The sequence below is a fragment of the Opitutus sp. ER46 genome, assembly GCF_003054705.1.
GTDB lineage: Bacteria > Verrucomicrobiota > Verrucomicrobiia > Opitutales > Opitutaceae > ER46.
The window spans coordinates 35691-54012 of sequence record NZ_QAYX01000019.1 but is presented as its reverse complement, the minus strand read 5'-3'; the positions used below and the strand labels follow the sequence as shown (position 1 = coordinate 54012).

11 protein-coding genes and 1 riboswitch are annotated in these 18322 nt (G+C 69.3%); of the genes, 10 read left to right on the top strand and 1 reads right to left on the bottom strand.

Going from position 1 to position 18322, the window contains the following annotated elements; all coding sequences use genetic code 11:
- The first annotated feature begins 291 nt into the window (after positions 1-291).
- The 3 genes from prfB to DB354_RS05270 all read left to right on the top strand — a co-directional run bounded on the left by prfB (position 292) and on the right by DB354_RS05270 (position 9022).
- Positions 292-1435 (top strand): peptide chain release factor 2 gene (gene prfB, locus DB354_RS05280; protein WP_199226801.1). Its coding sequence is split into 2 segments (ribosomal slippage): positions 292-363 and positions 365-1435, totalling 1143 coding nucleotides; the frame shifts between segments, so codons are not numbered across the junction.
- A gap of 212 nt (positions 1436-1647) precedes the next feature.
- Positions 1648-3150, top strand: coding sequence for a hypothetical protein (locus DB354_RS05275; protein ID WP_107834399.1), 1503 nt, complete (start codon positions 1648-1650; stop codon positions 3148-3150).
- Complete coding sequence (locus DB354_RS05270; protein ID WP_107834398.1) at positions 3143-9022, top strand: LysM peptidoglycan-binding domain-containing protein; 5880 nt, start codon at positions 3143-3145, stop codon at positions 9020-9022. Before DB354_RS05275 ends, DB354_RS05270 begins: the two co-directional genes overlap by 8 nt.
- Positions 9023-9282: 260 nt before the next feature.
- Here DB354_RS05270 and DB354_RS05265 read toward each other — a convergent pair whose 3' ends face one another.
- Positions 9283-9546 carry a hypothetical protein gene (locus DB354_RS05265; protein ID WP_107834397.1) on the bottom strand — a complete coding sequence of 88 codons (264 nt, stop codon included), beginning with the start codon at positions 9544-9546 and terminating at the stop codon, positions 9283-9285.
- Positions 9547-9952: 406 nt separating this feature from the next.
- Positions 9953-10066, top strand: a riboswitch (TPP riboswitch).
- Between the two features lie 76 nt (positions 10067-10142).
- Between DB354_RS05265 and thiC the strand changes: the two genes are divergently transcribed.
- From thiC to DB354_RS05230, 7 genes are all read left to right on the top strand, one after another.
- Positions 10143-12086 (top strand): phosphomethylpyrimidine synthase ThiC, encoded by a 1944-nt coding sequence (gene thiC / locus DB354_RS05260; RefSeq protein ID WP_107834396.1) that lies wholly within the window; start codon positions 10143-10145, stop codon positions 12084-12086.
- Complete coding sequence (gene thiS / locus DB354_RS05255; protein ID WP_107834395.1) at positions 12083-12349, top strand: sulfur carrier protein ThiS; 267 nt, start codon at positions 12083-12085, stop codon at positions 12347-12349. Before thiC ends, thiS begins: the two co-directional genes overlap by 4 nt.
- A gap of 6 nt (positions 12350-12355) precedes the next feature.
- Complete coding sequence (locus DB354_RS05250; protein WP_107834394.1) at positions 12356-13645, top strand: thiamine phosphate synthase; 1290 nt, start codon at positions 12356-12358, stop codon at positions 13643-13645.
- Positions 13646-13701: 56 nt separating this feature from the next.
- Entirely contained in the window at positions 13702-14502 is an 801-nt protein-coding gene (locus DB354_RS05245; RefSeq protein WP_107834680.1) for a thiazole synthase, read from the top strand.
- 7 nt (positions 14503-14509) lie between these two features.
- Positions 14510-15673, top strand: coding sequence for a 2-iminoacetate synthase ThiH (thiH, locus tag DB354_RS05240; protein ID WP_107834393.1), 1164 nt, complete (start codon positions 14510-14512; stop codon positions 15671-15673).
- A 163-nt stretch (positions 15674-15836) separates the two neighbouring features.
- On the top strand, positions 15837-16997 hold the full coding sequence (gene moeB, locus DB354_RS05235; RefSeq protein ID WP_107834392.1) for a molybdopterin-synthase adenylyltransferase MoeB: 1161 nt from the start codon (positions 15837-15839) through the stop codon (positions 16995-16997).
- Positions 16998-17303: 306 nt separating this feature from the next.
- A complete protein-coding gene (locus DB354_RS05230; RefSeq protein ID WP_107834391.1) occupies positions 17304-18146 on the top strand; it encodes a bifunctional hydroxymethylpyrimidine kinase/phosphomethylpyrimidine kinase in 843 nt (280 codons plus the stop codon).
- The last annotated feature ends 176 nt before the right edge of the window (positions 18147-18322 follow it).

Sequence of the window (18322 nt, the reverse complement as noted above, 5' to 3'; positions counted from 1 at the left end):
CGCGCTCAGCCGCAATCAGGGCAAACGGGCATGGCGTGGGACAAAGCCAAAGCCGCGCTTGGCGTGGGTTAGCGGCCGCGATTTGGCCCTTTGCCGGCGGCTCCGCGACTCGTTCCTTTTGCGCCTTTTGCGCGTCTTTGCGGTCCAACCTCGGCTCGGTCTTCTGCCCGGGTTTTGCGGCGTAACTCCGCGCCTTGGGCGCGTTTGCGCCCACTGTCGCCGGCTCACCGGGTTTTCGGCCTTGCCTAGTGGCGCGGCGTTTGCGGCCATGACCAGCTCTCCTATTTGACCATGCTCTCCCCCGAGACCTTCAGCCACATCGAGAACATCAAGAAGCGCGCCGGCCATCTATGGAGGTTTCTTTGACGTCGATCAGAAGACCCGCGAGATCGAGGCGATGGACGCCGAGATGGGCTCGCCGACTTTCTGGGACAGCAACGATCGCGCGCAGAAGCACATCGCCAAACTGAATGGCCTCAAGAAGGCCGTCCTCCCGGTCGTCGCCTTCCAGAAGAAGGTCGATGACGTCGGTGTGATGATCGAACTCATCGAGGCCGCCTCCGCCGGCGAGAAGGAGATGTACGAGCACGAACTCGAGGGCCAGGTCACCGCCCTCGTCGCCGAACTCGACCAGCTCGAGATCGCGTCCTTCCTCACCGGCCAGTTCGACCGCAACAACGCCATCTTCTCCATCCAGTCCGGCGCCGGCGGCACCGAGTCCAACGACTGGGCCGACATGCTCTTCCGCATGTACAACCGCTGGGCCGAGCGCCGCGGCTACGAGGTCGAGGTGCAGGACGTCCAGGTCGGCGACCAGGCCGGCATCACCAAGGCCACGCTCCTCATCAAGGGCGAGAACGCCTACGGTTACGCCAAGGCCGAGCGCGGCGTCCACCGCCTCGTCCGCATCAGCCCGTTCGACGCCAACAAGCGCCGGCATACCTCCTTCTGCGCGGTCGACGTGATCGCGGAGATCAACGAGGAGATCAACATCGAGGTCCCCGACAGCGACATCCGCGTCGACGTCTATCGCTCCTCCGGCAAGGGCGGCCAGGGCGTCAACACCACCGACTCCGCCGTCCGCATCACGCACCTCCCGACCGGCATCGTCGTGGTCTGCCAAAACGAGCGTTCGCAGATCAAGAACCGCGCCAGCGCGATGAACGTCCTCAAGGCCCGCCTGTATGAAAAGAAGCAGGACGAGCAGCGCGCCGAGATGGACAAGTTCTACGGCGAGAAGGGCGAAATCGGATGGGGCAGCCAGATCCGCAGCTACGTGCTGCAGCCCTACCAGATGGTGAAGGACCTGCGCACCGGCATCAGCACGAGCGACACCCAGGGCGTGCTCGACGGCGACCTCGACCGCTTCGTCAACGCCTGGCTCCGCGCCGGGTGTCCGCGGCACCGGAACAAAGAGATTCAGATGGAGGAGTAACGTCCGCCCGCACCGGACGCGTTGCCCTCGATGGGCGCGCGTCCACGCGCCCGGTCGCTACCCCTCGGCCGCTTCCCCGCTCGGCCCGGCCGCCCGGCGTCTTCGTTTGGCGCGTTCTCTCGCCATTCGCCCCCGGCGCGCCGCTGCAGCGCCCGGGCGCGACGTAACTCGCAGTTGCGTTTGAGGTTCTACCTCCAATGTTCGGGCCAGTCATGAGCACCGGCCTCACCTACGAGCAGATCCACTCCGCGCTGGCGGACCAGCCGCTGTTCGAGGCGAAGTCCTGGCAGCTCTCGCCCGACGCCTGGCCGCTCACGCCGGAGCAGGTGACGCAGCTCGAGGCCATCGGCGCGGCGTGTCTCGAGTTTCACCAGGCGCTGGAGACGCTCTATCTCCGTTCCGTCGCCGGCAAGAACCTCCTGCGCAACAAGCCCCTGCTCGCGCCCTGGGTCGCGGACTACCTCGACCGCGGCAAACCCGCCGCGCTGGTCGCCCACGCCCGCGATCCCCGCAACCGTGGCGCGTTTCCGCCGGTTCTCCGGCCCGACCTGCTGCTCACCGACGACGGCTTTGTCCTGACCGAGCTCGACTCGGTCCCGGGCGGCATCGGGCTGACGGCGTTTCTCAACCGGCTCTACGCGGGGGATCGCTCGGCAACCTCGTCGGCGACGCCCGCTTCGTCCGCCTCCGCCGCGACACCGGGCGATGCTGACGCCGGCCGGATCCTTGGTGCCGATGACGGGATGATCCGCCATTTCTACGCGGCGCTGGCGGCGCTCGCGCCGGCGGCGACGAACCCGCTGATCGCGCTCGTGGTGAGCGACGAGGCGGCGACCTACCGGCCCGAGATGCAGTGGCTCGCGCACCAGCTCCAGCTCGAGGGCAAGCGCGTCTTCTGCCTGCGGCCGGAGGACATTTTCCCGCTGGAGAACGCGCTGTTCTTCGATGCCGACGGCAACCCCGAGAAGATCGACGTCCTGTACCGGTTCTTCGAGCTCTTCGACCTCGAGAACATCCGCACGCAGAAGTTCATCTTCGAGGCGTGGGCGGCGGGCGAGGTGCAGATCGCGCCGCCGATGCGGCACTTCCAGGAGGAGAAGCTCGCGCTCGCGCTCTTCCACCACCACCTCCTGCAGGACTACTGGCACGAGGCGCTCAGCGGCCGCGCGCACAAGCTCCTGCGCGGGCTTATCCCGGCCTCGTGGATCATGGACCCGACGCCGATCCCTCCGGGCGCGGTGCTCGACGGCCCGCGCGCCGCCGGCCGGCCGCTGACCGACTGGCGCGACCTGGCCCACGCGTCGCAGAAGGAGCGCGACCTCATCATCAAGATCAGCGGCTACCACGAGACCGCGTGGGGCGCGCGCAGCGTGGTGCTCGGCAGCGACTGCTCTCGCGAGGAGTGGCAGGAGGGCATCAACCGTGCGCTGGGCGCGGCTGCGACCAACTTGCACGTGCTGCAGGCGTACCGGAAGCCGCGGCGGACCGAGCACCCGGTTTATGAAGACCCGGTGAATGCGGGTGCGCCGGCGATCGCCACCACCAAGGCCGGCCGGCTCCGGCTGTGTCCGTATTACTTTACTGTGGACGGACAAGCGCGGCTCTCCGGCGCGCTCGCGACGTTCTGTCCGCCGGACAAGAAGATCATCCACGGCATGCAAGACGCCGCCTTGCTTCCCTGTACGGTTTTGGCCTTAAAAGAGGCCCGTGCGTAATCCCGAAGCGGCCACCCGAAAATTCCCGATCTGGAAGCAGCGCCTGCTTATCGCCGCGCTGTTGCTTGGGCTGGCGGCGCCATCGATCCGGGCGCAGCAGGTGGACCTGGAAACGGTGCGGTCGCGGGCGGAGCGGGGCGACGCGGAGGCGTTGAATGCGCTGGGCAGTGCGTACGCGAACGGCCAGGGCGTGCCGCAGGACTACCGGGAGGCGATCCGCCTCTATCAGCAGGCGGCGGACCGCGGGCTGGCGACGGCGAGTTTCAACCTGGGGATGCTCACGGAGCTCGGCCGCGGCGTGAACGCCAACCCGGCAGCGGCGTTCGGGCACTACCTCAAGGCCGCGCAGCAGGGTTTCGCGCCCGCGCAGTTCAACGTCGGCAACATGTACGCCAACGGGACCGGCGTGAAACAGGACTTCTTCGAGGCGGCGCTGTGGTTCCGCCAGGCCGCCAACCGCGGCGTCCCGGAGGCGCAGTACAACCTCGCGCTCGCGTACGAACTCGGCCGCGGGCTGACCAAGGACGAGACCGCCGCGCGACGCTGGTACAACGACGCGGCGGACCAGGGCTACGACCGCGCCCGCTACAATCTGGCGCTGATGATGGAGGAAGGCCGCGGCGGGCCCGCAGATCCGACCGCTGCCGCCGAACTGTACCGCGCCGCCGGCGCGCACAACTTTGCCCCCGCGCAGAACAACCTCGGCATCCTCCTGGCCGAAGGCCGCGGCGTGATGCAGAACCTGCTCGAGGCCCACGCCTGGCTGTCGCTCGCCGTCGAGAACGGCGCGAAGCCGACCGGCCGCGACATCGTGGCCCAGCAGCTCACGCCCGCGCAGGCCACCCAGGCCCAGGTGGTGCTCGACACCCTCCGCGCGCGCCTTGCCACCGATGCCAAGGCCGCTGCGCCTGCGGTCGCCGCCAACGCATCCGCGGGTGCTCCGCCGGCCGCCGCGCCGGCAACGCCCGCGCCCGAGCTGGCGGCGGTCAACGCGGAGCTTGCGACCCTCAAGGCGGAGCTCGAGGCGTTGCGCGCGCAGAACACGAAGCTTTCCGACACCGCCCGCGATCTCGCGAAGGAGAAGGCCGATCTGGAGCAGCGCCTGCAGGCCGCGGCCGCGGCGGATGCCAAGGCCCGCGAAGAGGCCGCCGGCCGCGAGCGTCTCGCCGCCGATCTCGCCACCGCGCGGACCGCCCTGGCGGAGGCCCAGGCGACCGCCACCCAGCTTTCCAAGGAGAACGAGCGCCTGCGGACTGTCGCCCAGCCCTCGCCGGCGCAGTCCAACGCCGCCGCCCTTCGCGCTCAGGTCGACGAGCTCACGCAGCAGCGGCAGGCAGCCGAGCAGCGCGCGACCGAACTCGCGGCCCAGTTGGCGGCTGCGCGTCAGACCGCCGCGCCCGCGGCGGCCGACGCCAAGCCCGAGACCACGAACTTGACCGTCGCGCAGCTTGCCGAGGCCGACCCGCGCATCGCAAAGCTGCTTACGGAGAACGCGCGGCTGAACGACGAGGTGAAGTCCTCGACGATCCGCCTGACGCAGATGAACCGGCAGTTGCGCGCGCTCGAGGAGAAGTCCGGCGGCGCCAACGCCGCCGCTGCGAATGTCGCCGCTCCCGCCGCGCCGGCGGCGGATTCCGCCCAACTCGCCGCGTTGAACCAGCAGCTCACGGCCCTCCGGGCCGCGAACGAGAAGCTGGCGGAAGAGAACAAGCAGTTGCAGGCCCAGGCGGGCACCGGCGCCGAACTCGCCACGCTGCGCGTGCAGAACGCCCGCCTCCGGGATGAATTGGCTGGGGCCGCCGGTATCCAGGATCGCGTGACGCGCGCCGAGGCGGCGCTTGCCCTGGCGGAGAAGCAGCGCGAGACGCTCGCGGCCGAGAAGAGCGCGCTGGAACGGCAGCTCGCGGAGGCGGCGGCCAAGCGCGCCGACACGGAGCCGACCGATGAATTGCGCCGCCAGTTGGGCGACACCGCCGCCGAGCTTGGCACCGCCAAGCGCGCCCTCGCCGATCTGCAACCGCAGCTCGAGGCCGCCAAGGCCGCCCTGGAACAGGAGCGCGCCGACAAGGCCCGGATCAGCGCCGCGTTGAGCGAGGCGTCCGCCTCCGGCGCCGCCGCGCTGAAGCAGGCCGTCGCCGGGGCCGGGCAGGAACTTGAAGCCGCGCGGGCCGAGCGCGACCGCGCGGTGCGACAGCTGGCCGACGTGGAGCGCGCCGCGCGGGAGAAGCCTGCCGTCGATCCCGAGCTCGCGGCCCGGCTCGCCGCCGCCGAGAAGTCAGCGCAGGAGCAGCGCGCCTTTGTCGAGAGACTGGAGCAGACGAATGCCCAGTTGAACGAGCGCCTCGCCGGCCTGGCCGCGGAGCGCGACCGGCTTGCCGAGACCGCGCGCAAGCTCACGGAAATCCAGGCGGAGCTGACGCAGAGTCAGACGCAGCTCACGCAGAGCAAGGAGGCGCTCGCTGCCACGACGCGGGAACGCGATGCGGCGACGGCGGAAAAGCAGGCCGCGCAGACGCAGCTCGAGGAGCTGTCCAAACGCCAGGGCGATCGCGAGGGCTTCACGCAGCAGCTCGAGCAGACGAACAAGCAGCTTAACGAACAGGTGGCCGGGTTGCGCGCCGAGCGCGACCGGCTGGCGCAGACTGCGCAATCCGCTCAGGCGAGTGCGAACGAAGGGCGGACGCAGCTGGAGGGACTGACCGCGAAGCTGCAGGCGGCCGAGGCGGCGAACCGGGAGCTCACCGCGACGGCGGACAAATTGAAGCAGGGGCGGGCGGACGCGACGCGTCAGCAGGAGGCGCTCGCCGAGGCCACGAAGCAGCGGGACCAACTCGCCAACGAAAAGGCCGCCGCGCAGCAGGACGTCGCGCAGGAGCGGACGCGCGCGGAGAAACTGGCGGCCGACCTCGACGCGGCGAACCGCGCCAACACCGACCTCACCGGCACGGTCGCCTCGCTGCGCAAGGAACTCGACGGCGCCAAGCAGGGTGGGGCGGCGGCGATCGCGGTGCAGACCGCGGCGGCCAAGGCCGCCCAGGCCACGCTGGCGGCGCTGCAGGTGGAGGCGTCCGACGCCGGCAAGGCCCGCGACGCACTCGTCCGCGACAAGGCGACACTCGAGACGGAGCTCAAGCAGCAGCGCGACGCGCTGGCGCAGGCGCAGCAGGCCCGTACGGCGCTCGAGTCCGAAAAGACGGCGTTGGAGGCGGAACTTTCGAAACGCGAGCAGGCCCTGGCCGAAGCGGGCAAGGCGGGCGAAGCCCTCACCGCGGAGAAGACGGCCCAGCAACAGTCGCTCGCGCGTGAACAGCAGGCCCGCGAGGCGCTGGAGCAGACGAAGGCCGAGCTGACCCGACAGCTGGCCGACGTCACCGCCGAGCGCGACCGGCTCACGGCGGCGCAGCAGGACGCCGCGCAGGAGCGGACGCGCGCGGAGAAGCTGGCGGCCGACCTCGACGCGGCGAACCGCGCCAACGCCGATCTTTCCGGCACGGTCGCGTCGCTGCGCAAGGAACTCGATGGCGCCAAGCAGGGTGGGGCGGCGGCGATCGCGGTGCAGACCGCGGCGGCCAAGGCCGCCCAGGCCACGCTCGCGGCGCTGCAGGTGGAGGCGTCCGACGCCGGCAAGGCCCGCGACGCACTCGTCCGCGACAAGGCGACACTCGAGACGGAACTCAAGCAGCAGCGCGACGCGCTGGCGCAGGCGCAGCAGGCCCGTACGGCGCTCGAGTCCGAAAAGACGGCATTGCAGGAAGAACTTTCAAAGCGCGAACAGGCGCTCGCCGAAGCAGGCAAGACAGCCGATGCGCTGACGATAGAGAAGACGGCGCTTCGGCAGGAACTCGCGAAACGCGAACAGGCGTTGGCGGAGACGGGCAAGACCGCCGAGTCGCTCGGCGCGGAGAAGACGACCTTGCAGCAGGAGCTGACGCAGCGGACGCAGGCGCTGGCCGAGGCGCGCAAGAGTGCGGAGGATGCTGCCGCCGAACGCGCCAGCCTCCAGCGCGCGTTGCAGCAGCGCGAGCAGACCCTCGCGCAGGAGCAACAGGCGCGGGCGCAGGCCCAGCAGGCGCGCGAGACGCTCGAGCGCGAGCGGACGAACCTGGCGAAGCAGCTGGCCGACGCCGAAGCCGAGCGCGACCGGCTCACCGGCGTGCAGCAGGACGCCCTGCGCGCGCGGCAGTCGGTGGAGAAACTCACCGCTCAGCTCGAGGCGGCGAGCAGTACGATTGCGGAGCTGACGGCGACCAACGACAGCCTGCAGAAGGACCTCGAAGTTTCGAAGCAGGGCACGGCGGCGGCGCTCGCGGCCCAGGCGGCGGCGATCAAGGCGGCGCCGACCGACGCCATGAAGCTGGAGATGCAGACGCTCCAGGAGCACGTGCGTTCGTTGGAGTCGCAGCTCGACGCCGAGCGCAAGAGTTCCGCGCAGGAGCTCGCGACCTTCGCCGCGCAACTGCAGGGCGCGCGCGAGTCGAACCGGGCGCTGTCCGATGCCAACCGCGCGCTGATGCAGGTGAAGGCGGCGGAGGATTCGAATGTGAAGGCGGCGACGGACGACCTTCGGGCGCAGCTGACCGCAGCGCAGACCGAGTTGGAGCGGACCCGCGGCGCGCAGGCGAATCTCAACACCGCGCTCGAGACCCGCACCCGCGAACTCGAGCAGGCCCGTGAGGCGCTGAAGGCGCCGACGCAGGAACGCGACACGCTGCGCACGCAGGTGGAGCAGCTCTTCACGCGGCTCAACACGGCGGACCAGCAGCTCGCGGAACTGCGCCAGTCGGTGATCGCCGCCCAGGGCGAGACCGAGAAGGTGCGGACCGAGTACGCCGCGATGCAGGCAAAGTACGCCGACGCCGCCAAGGCGACCCAGCAGCAGGCCACCACCGTGGGCGAGCTGATGGAGGTGAACGAGAAGCTCGCCACGGAGAAGACCACGCTCGAGCAGCAGCTGGCGCAGTTGCGGCAGTCGACCGAAGGCTCGAAGTCCGAGCTCAACGACCTGCGCACGCGCTTTGCGGCGGCGAACCGCGTCGCCCAGGAGCAGCTCGCCAAGATCAACGATCTGTCCGAGGCAAACGAGCGGCTGCAGGGCAACGTGAAGGACCTCGGGGCCCAGGTCGCGAGTCTCCAGGCCGACAACACCCGGCTGACCGCGGCATCGGCGGACGCCGCCACCCTGCGCACCGCGGTGGAAGACCTGCGCGGCAAGTTCGCCGACGCCCAGTCGGTCGGCCAGCGCACCGCCGGCACCGTGGCCGAGATCACCGGAGCGAACGAGAAACTCACCAACGACCTGCGTGACGCGCAGGCTGAACTGGCCTCGCTCCGCGCTGAAAGGGCGCGCCTGGCGCAGATCGAGCAGGCCCGGCAGGAGGCCGAGCAGCGCGCGGCGAGCCTCGCTGCGGCCGCGAACCAACTTGCCGGGGCGCAGCGCGACCTCACCACGGCGCGCGCCGAGATCGCGCGGCTGACCGAGACGGTCCAGGCGCTCGATCGCGACCGGACCACCCGGGTAACCTTCCTACAGCAGGAGAATGCCGCGATCACGGCGCGCCTCAGGCAGGCGCAGGCGACGCTCGAGCAAATTGCCTCGGCCGCGCGGGTGCTAAATCCGAACGCCCCGAGCTACGTGATTCCGAGCGCGCCGCAGACGGTCGCGGCCCCGAGCGCTCCGACGACGGCCCAACCCGTCGCCCCCGCGCCGGCGCCGACGCGCATCCACGTGGTCGTCGAGGGCGATTCGCTCACGCGGATCAGCCAGCGTTATTACGGCAGCGGCAACCGCTGGCAGGACATCTACGACGCCAACCGCGACCTCCTCCGCGGCGAAAACTCCCTGCGCCCCGGCCAGCGCCTCCGAATCCCTTGACCACTGTTTGGCTGGGGTTCCGACCGACCGCGACCCCGACCCGAAGAGAAGGGAGCGACACAGAGTGCACTGAGGCCGGAGGAGGGCACCGAGGCCTGGCGTCGGGCTGTTTTCAGTTCGCGTGATCTCCGTGCCCTCGGGTCGTCTCTCCGTGTGCTCAGTGACCTACCCGGCGAGCGCGATCGACGACTCCGGACACAAAAAAGCCGCGCCAACAAGGCGCGGCTTTTTCGTGTGTGTGTGCTGAAAACGGAGCGAACTCAGGCTGCGACCGCCGCCTTGGTGGCAACCGGCTGGACGGCCTCCTTGCCGGCTTGGGTCGCCAAGTGGGCGAAGAAGGCATCGCGCCGCGTGCGGGCGACCTTCAGGTCCTTGGTGCCGAGCGAGCGGCGGACGCGCTCCTTCGTGAAGGGCGTCGGATGGATCGTGTAGTGGAGGAACCACGTGCCGTGGTTGTTCCACAAGTGATGGTTAGGGTTTTCCGCGCGGACGCGGAGACCGGACAACGAGCTGCTAGTGTTCATGTGTGCGTGATTTTCGGTGTGGGACGTGATCGCGCATCCGGTGAAAACAAAAAACCGACCTGGTGTGCATCAGGTCGGTCCTCATCTTCGGGAGCGTTCTTGGTTCGCCACCCTTGCGGGCGACGCACATCCGAGCTTTCGCTCGATCCACCGTGGCCGCTCCCGGCCCGGTTGGCGGAGCCAGCTTTTTTACGGCTGACTCGTTCCTGATGCGGGATCGACGGTGACACTCCAGATCCGCCGGTCCAGACTTTTTTCGACATAACTTGTCATAAGGACCGCGCTGGCATTTCGCCGCTCGGTTGCTATTCGCGTGGAGGAGGTTGGGCCGGCGGCAGCGGCCCGCGGCCGGTGTACGCCACAATTTTGATTTGAAAATTCCGACGTCGGGGTGCCTCTTACCCGTCACCTCGTTTAGGCGAGCCCGGGGCGCTGGGCTGAGAATGGAGCACGTTCCGCTCCTAAAGTCTTCGAACCTGATGCGCTTAACACCGCCGTAGGGAAAACAGGATCCGCTGCAAGTAGCGGGGAGCTGGCACCTTCGGTAATGATGAGCGCGGCAGGAGGAGGCCACATACCAAACCTAGCTCCCTCTCATGTCATCCAACCGCACTCCTGAAGCCGTCTCCACCAGTGGACACCGGCTCTTCCCGACTTCACGTCGCGTCTATGTGACCGGTTCCCGCCCTGACCTGCGCGTCCCGATGCGCGAGATCAGCCTGACTCCTACCCGGCTGCCGAACGGAACCGAGGTCCCCAACGAGCCGGTGCGGGTGTACGACACCTCCGGGCCGTGGGGTGACGCCGACTTTGCCGGCGACGCGAGCCGCGGGCTGCCTCTGATCCGCGCCCCCTGGATTCGCGAGCGCGGCGACGTCGACGAGGTGGCGGGCCGATCGGTGAAGCCCATCGACGACGGCTACCTTTCCGAAAAACACCGCGAACAGGCCGAGGTCGAGGGGCGGCGCAACCCGATCAAGTTCTTCGACCGCACCGGTCGTCCGATCCTCCGCGCGAAGCCCGGGAAGTGCGTCACCCAGATGCACTACGCCCGCCAGGGCATCATCACGCCGGAAATGGAGTACGTGGCGATCCGCGAGAACACGAAGCTCCAGCGCGCCCGCGACCTCCTCGAGATGACCGAGGACGGTCCGCGTAACTCGCTCTGGCGCCAGCACCGCGGCCAGTCGTTCGGCGCCGCCATCCCGCGCGAAATTACGGCGGAGTTCGTCCGCGACGAAGTCGCCCGCGGCCGCGCCATCATCCCGGCCAACATCAACCACCCCGAGTGCGAGCCGATGATCATCGGCCGGAATTTTCTCGTGAAGATCAACACGAACATCGGCAACTCCGCCGTCGCTTCGTCGATCGACGAGGAGGTGGAGAAGATGCGCTGGTCCGTGAAGTGGGGCGGCGACACGCTGATGGACCTCTCCACCGGCAAGAACATCCACCAGACCCGCGAGTGGATCCTCCGCAACTGCCCCGTGCCCGTCGGCACCGTGCCGATTTACCAGGCGCTGGAAAAGGTTGGCGGGCGGCCCGAGGAACTCACCTGGGACATCTTTCGCGACACGCTGGTCGAGCAGGCGGAGCAGGGCGTCGACTACTTCACCATCCATGCTGGTGTGCTCCTGCGCTACATCCCGCTGACGGCGCGCCGCATGACCGGCATCGTCAGCCGCGGCGGTTCGATCCTGGCCAAGTGGTGCCTCGCGCATCACCAGGAAAACTTCCTCTACACGCACTGGGACGAGATTTGCGAAATCATGGCCGCGTACGACGTGGCGTTTTCCATCGGCGATGGCCTGCGGCCGGGTTCGCTGGCGGATGCCAACGACGACGCCCAGTTCGGCGAGCTCAAGACCCAGGGCGAACTCACGCAGCGCGCGTGGAAATTGGGCGTGCAGACGATGTGCGAGGGCCCGGGCCACGTCCCGATGCACCTCATCCCGGAGAACATGGACAAGCAGCTCGAGTGGTGCCACGAGGCGCCGTTCTACACGCTCGGGCCGCTGACGACCGACATCGCGCCGGGCTACGACCACATCACGAGCGCGATTGGCGCCACGATGATCGGGTGGCACGGCACCGCGATGCTCTGTTACGTCACGCCGAAGGAGCACCTCGGCCTGCCTGACAAGGACGACGTTCGCGCCGGCGTGATCGCGTACAAGATCGCGGCGCACGCGGCCGACCTCGCCAAGGGCCACCCCGCGGCGCAGTACCGCGACAACGCGCTGTCGAAGGCGCGCTTCGAGTTCCGCTGGGAGGACCAGTTCAACCTCTCGCTCGACCCGGAGAAGGCCCGCGAATTCCACGACGCCACGCTCCCGCAGGACAGCGCCAAGACCGCGCACTTCTGTTCCATGTGCGGCCCGCAGTTCTGCTCGATGCGCATCACCGAGGACGTGCGCAAGTACGCCGAGGAGCACGGGCTCGAAAGCAACGAGGCGATCGAGGCCGGGCTGCGCGAGAAGGCCACGCAGTTCAAGCAAGCCGGCGGCGACATCTACGTCGAAGGCGCGCCCGCGAAATGAGCAGCGCGACCTCAGGTCGAGCGACCGGCGTCGTGACCGACGCCGGACCCGCCGGGTGCGCGACGATCGTGGTCAACGATCAGCCCCGCGTGCTCGGCGCGGATTGCACCGTGGCGGCGCTGGTGGCGGAACTCGGGCTCGCCGGGCGGAACGGCGTCGCGATCGCGGTGAACGATGCGGTGGTGCCGCGCTCAACGTGGGTGGCGCACGTGCTGGCCGCGGACGACCGCGTCCTCGTGATCCGTGCCACGCAGGGTGGCTGACGCCGCATGACGCTGGTGGTCATAAGTCCCGAGCGCGACCGCGCCGATGAGCTGGCCGTGCTCGACGCGCTTTGCGCGGCCGGACTCGAGCGTTACCACGTGCGCAAACCGCACGCATCCGCGGTGGCGCTCGCAGCCTGGCTGCAGGGGGTGCCGACGCGTTGGCGCGCGCGGCTGGTGCTGCACCAGCACCACGAACTCGCGGCGCGCTTTGGGCTGGGCGGCGTGCATCACAGGGACCCTGGCGCCGAGCCCGCGTCGGTCGCGGGCGATGCGTCCGCGGTCAGCCGCTCGTGTCATGACCTCGCGACGCTGCGAGCCGCAGCGGGCCGGTATCCGAGCGTGTTCTTCTGCCCGGTCTTTGCCTCGGTCTCGAAACCCGGGCACGGACCGGTTGCGGCGGGCGAACTCGCCGCGGTAAGTTCCTGGTTGCGCGCTCGGACCGGCGAGGAACGGAGGCCGGAGGTACTGGCGTTGGGCGGCGTCACGGCGGCGAACGCCGCTCAGGCGCTTGCGCTCGGCTTCGACGGCGTGGCGGTGATCGGCGCGGTTTGGGAGGCGCCGGATCCGGTGCAGGCCTTTCGCGAGCTGCAAGCGCGGGTCGCTTCGGCGAGCGGCGCCGCGGTGCGGCCGTCGCTGCCGCCGCTGATGTGCCTCACGCAGGACGGCCTCCCGCTGTCGCACGTGGAACAGGCGACGCGGCTGGTGGGCGCGGGCGCGCGGCTCCTGCAATTGCGGATGAAAGGCGCGGAGCCGGCGCGCTGGCGCGAGACCGCACGGCAGGTGGTGGACATCTGCCACGCGCGCGGGGCGCTTTGCCTGATCAACGACAGCGTCGAGGTCGCGCTTGCGACCGGCGCCGACGGCGTGCACCTGGGGCGGACGGACGGCGACTGGCGCGCAGCGCGAGAGCGGCTGGGGCCCGGGCGGCTCCTTGGCGGCACGGTGAACAATGCGGCGGACGCCGCGGCGGCGCGGGCGGCGGGCGCGCTGGACTACGTCGGCGTGGGCCCGTGGCGGTTCACGACCAACAAGCGGAAGCTCGCGCCGATCCTGGGCGCGGACGGTATTCGCGAGCTCGTGGCGCAGCTCGCGCCGCTGCCGGCGTGGGCGATCGGCGGCATCGGCGCGGCCGACCTCGCGGCCGTGCGCTCGACCGGCGCCGCTGGCGCGGCGGTGTCCTCGGTGCTGTTCCGCGACGGGCGCGTGGAGGCGAACTACGCCGCGCTCGTGGCCGCGTGGGAGCAGGCGGCCGTCGGCGCATGCTCGCGCGCGCCAGCGCCTGCGATCGGCTGATCGCCCCCGCCAGTTCCTTTCCCCAACCGCTCCGCAAGCCCCGCACCCATCTTCCCATGAAATCCAACCCTCTCGTCATCGCCGGCGTGGAACTTTCCTCGCGGCTCTTCGTTGGCACCGGCAAGTACAGCTCGGGCGACGTCATGCGGGCCAGCCTGGCCGCGACGGGGGCGTCGCTCGTCACCGTGGCGCTGCGCCGGGTGCGGACCGACGGCCGGCCGGACGACATCCTCGATTACCTCGAGCCCGGCCGGTACCGGCTGCTGCCGAACACCTCGGGTGTGCGCGATGCGAAGGAAGCGGTGCTGGCGGCGGAACTGGCGCGCGAGGCACTGGAGACGAATTGGCTGAAACTCGAGATCCACCCCGATCCGAAGTACCTCATGCCCGACCCGATCGAGACGCTTGCCGCGACGCGTGAACTCGTCCGCCGCGGCTTTGTGGTCCTCCCGTACGTCCACGCCGACCCGGTGCTGTGCAAGCAGCTCGAGGAGGCGGGGGCGGCAGCGGTGATGCCGCTCGGCGCCCCGATCGGCAGCAACCGCGGCCTCGAATCGCGCGCCTTCCTCGAGATCATCCTCGCCCAGAGCCGTGTGCCCGTGGTCGTGGATGCCGGACTTGGCGCGCCCTCGCACGCGGCGGCGGCGCTGGAGCTCGGTGCGGACGCCGTGCTGGTGAACACCGCGATCGCGGCGGCGGCGGATCCGGTGGCGATGGGCGACGCGTTCCGCCGCGGGGTTGAGGCCGGCCGGCTCGCGTACGAGGCCGGCCTGGCGCAGCACGCGCCGGGCAAGGCAAAGCTCGAGGCGAGCGCAACCTCGCCGCTCACCGCGTTCCTGAGCGAAGCCACCGCGTGAGGCGCCCATGAGCACGTTTTACGATACCTGGCAGCAGCACCGTTTCGGCGACGTCACGGCGAGCATCGGGGAGAAGACCGCGGCCGAGGTGGGCAGCGCGCTCGCCCGGGCCCGCGCGGGCGGGCGGCTCGGACTCGACGACCTGGCGGCGCTGCTTTCCCCGGCCGCTGTGCCTTTCCTTGAGGAGATGGCGCAGCTCAGTCACCAGCGCACGGTGGAGCGGTTCGGGCACACGATTCAGCTCTTCGCGCCGCTTTACCTGACGAACGTGTGCGCCAACGTCTGCACGTACTGCGGGTTCAGCGCGCAGAACCGGATTCCGCGCAAGGTGCTCAACGACGACGAGATTCGCGCCGAGGCGGCGGTCCTGCGTTCGCGTGGAATCGAGCACGTGCTGTTCGTCACGGGCGAATCGAAGCACGCGAGCCACGACTACTTCGCCAACGCGCTGCGGCTCCTGCGTCCGTCGTTCGCCAACCTTTCGATGGAGGTGCAGCCGATCAGCGAGGCCGAGTACGCGTCCCTCGCGCGCGAAGGCCTGAGCGCGGTGATCGTTTTCCAGGAGACGTATGATCCGGAGGCGTATGTCCGGTATCACCTGAAAGGCCCGAAGGCTGACATGCGTTTCCGGCTGGAGACGCCGGACCGGCTGGGCCGCGCCGGGCTGAAGAAGATCGGGCTCGGCGCGCTGTACGGCCTGAGCGAGTGGCGGACCGACGCGTGGTTTCTCGGCCTGCACCTGCAGTATCTGGAAAAAAACTACTGGCGTTCGCGGCTGGCCATCTCGTTCCCGCGGCTGCGGCCGCATGCGGGCGCGGAGATCCAGGTGACGCCGACGAGTGAACGCAACCTGGTCCAGGCCTTCTGCGCGTACCGACTGTTCAGCCCGGAGGTGGAGCTCACGCTCTCGACACGCGAGAGCCCGCGGTTCCGGAACCACGCCATCCGGCTCGGGGTGACCTCGATGAGCGCGGAGGCGCGGACGAATCCAGGTGGCTACGCGGCGGAGCCGGAGTCGCTTGAGCAGTTTGCGATCCACGACACCCGCACCACGCCCGAGGTCGCCGCGTACCTCCGCAGCCAGGGCTACACGCCGGTGTTCAAAGACTGGGATTCGGTTTTCGATTCGGATTCGGCTTTCGCTGGCGCGAAAACCGAATTGGCGGGGTAGGGGCCGCCGGCCCGGCCGGGGCCGGGCGGCGGGTTGGGACGGTGCGCGGCATGTGGTCGGGCGTTTAGGCGCCTTTTCGCCTATCGCCTAAAGCGTATCGCCTACAGCCGCCTCTGCTGCTTGCCCTTTTCGAGGGGCGAATCAGGTTCTCGGCTCGCTTCCCATGAAACTCTCCCACGACGAGATCGCGCGTTATCAGCGGCACCTTTCGCTGCCGGGCTTTGGGCCGGAGGCGCAGGAGAAACTCAAGGCTGCGTCGGTGCTCGTCATCGGCGCCGGCGGGCTGGGGTGTCCGGCGCTGCTGTACCTGGCCGCGGCCGGCGTGGGGCGGATCGAGATCGTCGACGACGATCGGATCGATGTGTCGAACCTGCAGCGGCAGGTGCTCTACACTGAGGCCGATGCCGGCCAGCCGAAGGCGGAATCCGCGGCGCGGCGGCTGCGCGCGCTCAACCGGTTCATCACGGTCACGGCGCACCCGATGCGGCTGACGCGCCGGAACGCGCGAGAGCTCGTCCGCGGGGTCGACGTGGTGGTGGACGGCTCCGACAACTTTGGCACGCGGTACCTGGTGAACGACGCGTGCGTGCTGGAGAACCGACCGCTCGTGTACGGCGCGATCCAGGGTTTCGAAGGACAGGCGAGCGTCTTCAACTGGCGCGGCGGGCCGACGTATCGCTGCCTCTTCCCGGAGCCGCCGGAGCCCGGCACCGTGCCGAACTGCGCCGAGGGCGGCGTGCTCGGCGTGCTGCCAGGACTGATCGGAACGGTGCAGGCGGTGGAGGCGATCAAGCTGCTCACGGGCATTGGCGAACCGTTGTCGGGCCGGCTGCTCCTCTGGGACGCGCTCGACATGGCGACGCAGGTCGTCCGCTTCGCGGCGGACCCGCGGAGCCGGCAAATCACCGACCTGCCACCGGAAGGCTACGGCGAAACCTGCGCGGTGCCGGGTCACGGAGCGCAGGCGACGTCCGACGCAAAGCCGGCGCACCGCGGGGTGAACGCGGATGCGCCGCTGCCTCGCGAGGTGGACGTGGCTGAGTTCAAGGCCCGGCTCACGCAGCGCGTGCAGGTCGTGGACGTGCGCGAAAGCTGGGAACGGGAACTGAGTGCGATCGAGCCCTCGGTCCTGGTGCCGCTGAGCGAGATCGAGCGGGGCACCGCCGATCTGGGCGCGCTGGATCCGGGGCGCCCGACGGTCGTGTACTGCGCCGGCGGCGTGCGCAGCCTGCGGGCGGCCGAGTATTTTCGCAGCCGGCACGGGTTCACGAATGTGACCAGCTTGCGCGGGGGAATAAAGGCGTGGGGCGCGTCCGCGCGCTGAAGCCGTCGCGGAAACAGGTAGGACACCGAGGGCACCGAGATCGGAGGAGGGGCACGGAGCGAAGACCTGCGTCGTGCCGGTATTCCTCCGTGTTCTCCTCCGGCCTCTGTGAGCTCCGTGACGAGAACGAGAACGCCTGCGGAGTGAAAGTGAGAGTGAATGCGGGGGAACGGATTGGGACGCGGCCTCAATCCCTCAATCCCTCAATCCCGCGCCGTGAGAGTATGAGAAAGAGGAAGAGCAAGAGAAAGAGTGAGTGTGGTTTCCTGACTGGCGGGAGGGGGCGGGACGTGTGACGTTTGGCGCATGCATCCTCCCCCCTGTGTCCTCACCATTGCGGGCTCTGACTCCGGCGGCGGAGCTGGGGTGCAGGCGGATGCGAGGACGATTCACGCGCGCGGTGGGTTTGCGTGCATGGCGATCACGGCGATCACGGCGCAGAACACGCGCGGGGTGATCGATTGGCGCGCCGAGCCGCCGGCGATGATCGCGGCGCAAATCGAGGCAGTCCTGGGGAAGGTGGTGGCACGCGGGCGAGCCGGCGGACGGCGAGCGGTGGTGCGGAACGACGGCGCGTTGCCGGTGCGCGCCATCAAGACGGGGCTATTGCCCGGAGCGGCGGCGGTGCGCGCGGTGGCTCGGGCGTTGGCGCCGCACGCCGGAATTCCGCTCGTGGTGGACCCGGTGGTCGGCTCGACCAGCGGCGCGCAGTTTCTCGACGCGGCGGGGCGCGAGGCGCTGAAGCGCGAGTTGCTGCCGAGGGCGATGCTGGTGACGCCGAATTGGCCCGAAGCCGAGGCGCTGACGGGCGAGCGGCTGCGTCGCTACGAGGAGGTTGAGCGCGTCGCGTTTGCCCTGGCGTACGACTGCGGCTGCGCGGTGCTGTTGAAAGGCGGCCATGCGCCCGGAGAGCGCTGCGCGGATTGTCTCATGACGCCGGACGGGCGCTTCCGCTGGTTCGAAAGTCGCCGGATCAAGACGCCCAATACGCACGGCACCGGCTGCACGTTGTCCGCCGCGATTGCCACCGAGTTGGCGAAGGGCGCAGCGCTGGATGTGGCCGTCGAGGCGGCGCGCGAGTTTCTGCAGCAGAGCCTGCGCGCGAACCGCAATGTGAAGTGGGGCGGTGCGGGCCCAGCGGCGCCGTGAGGGAACGACGACCGGTCTTTCTCTTGCTCCTACTCTTACTCGTTCTCCCAAGTCAGTTCTTACAGGAGCGCGCAGAGGGCGCAGAGGTCGATCCGGAGGATTGATCTCCTGATCGAATTCTCTGCGAGCTCAGCGAGCTCCTGTGAGAACGAAAACGGCCTTCGGAGTGAAAGTGA

Excerpts from the sequence above, each read along its gene's own strand:
- DB354_RS05275 (WP_107834399.1), top strand. The coding sequence starts at position 1,648 with ATGAGCACCGGCCTCACCTACGAGCAGATCCACTCCGCGCTGGCGGAC.
- DB354_RS05265 (WP_107834397.1), bottom strand. The coding sequence starts at position 9,546 with ATGAACACTAGCAGCTCGTTGTCCGGTCTCCGCGTCCGCGCGGAAAAC.
- thiC (WP_107834396.1), top strand. The coding sequence starts at position 10,143 with ATGTCATCCAACCGCACTCCTGAAGCCGTCTCCACCAGTGGACACCGG.
- thiS (WP_107834395.1), top strand. The coding sequence starts at position 12,083 with ATGAGCAGCGCGACCTCAGGTCGAGCGACCGGCGTCGTGACCGACGCC.
- DB354_RS05250 (WP_107834394.1), top strand. The coding sequence starts at position 12,356 with ATGACGCTGGTGGTCATAAGTCCCGAGCGCGACCGCGCCGATGAGCTG.
- DB354_RS05245 (WP_107834680.1), top strand. The coding sequence starts at position 13,702 with ATGAAATCCAACCCTCTCGTCATCGCCGGCGTGGAACTTTCCTCGCGG.
- thiH (WP_107834393.1), top strand. The coding sequence starts at position 14,510 with ATGAGCACGTTTTACGATACCTGGCAGCAGCACCGTTTCGGCGACGTC.
- moeB (WP_107834392.1), top strand. The coding sequence starts at position 15,837 with ATGAAACTCTCCCACGACGAGATCGCGCGTTATCAGCGGCACCTTTCG.
- DB354_RS05230 (WP_107834391.1), top strand. The coding sequence starts at position 17,304 with ATGCATCCTCCCCCCTGTGTCCTCACCATTGCGGGCTCTGACTCCGGC.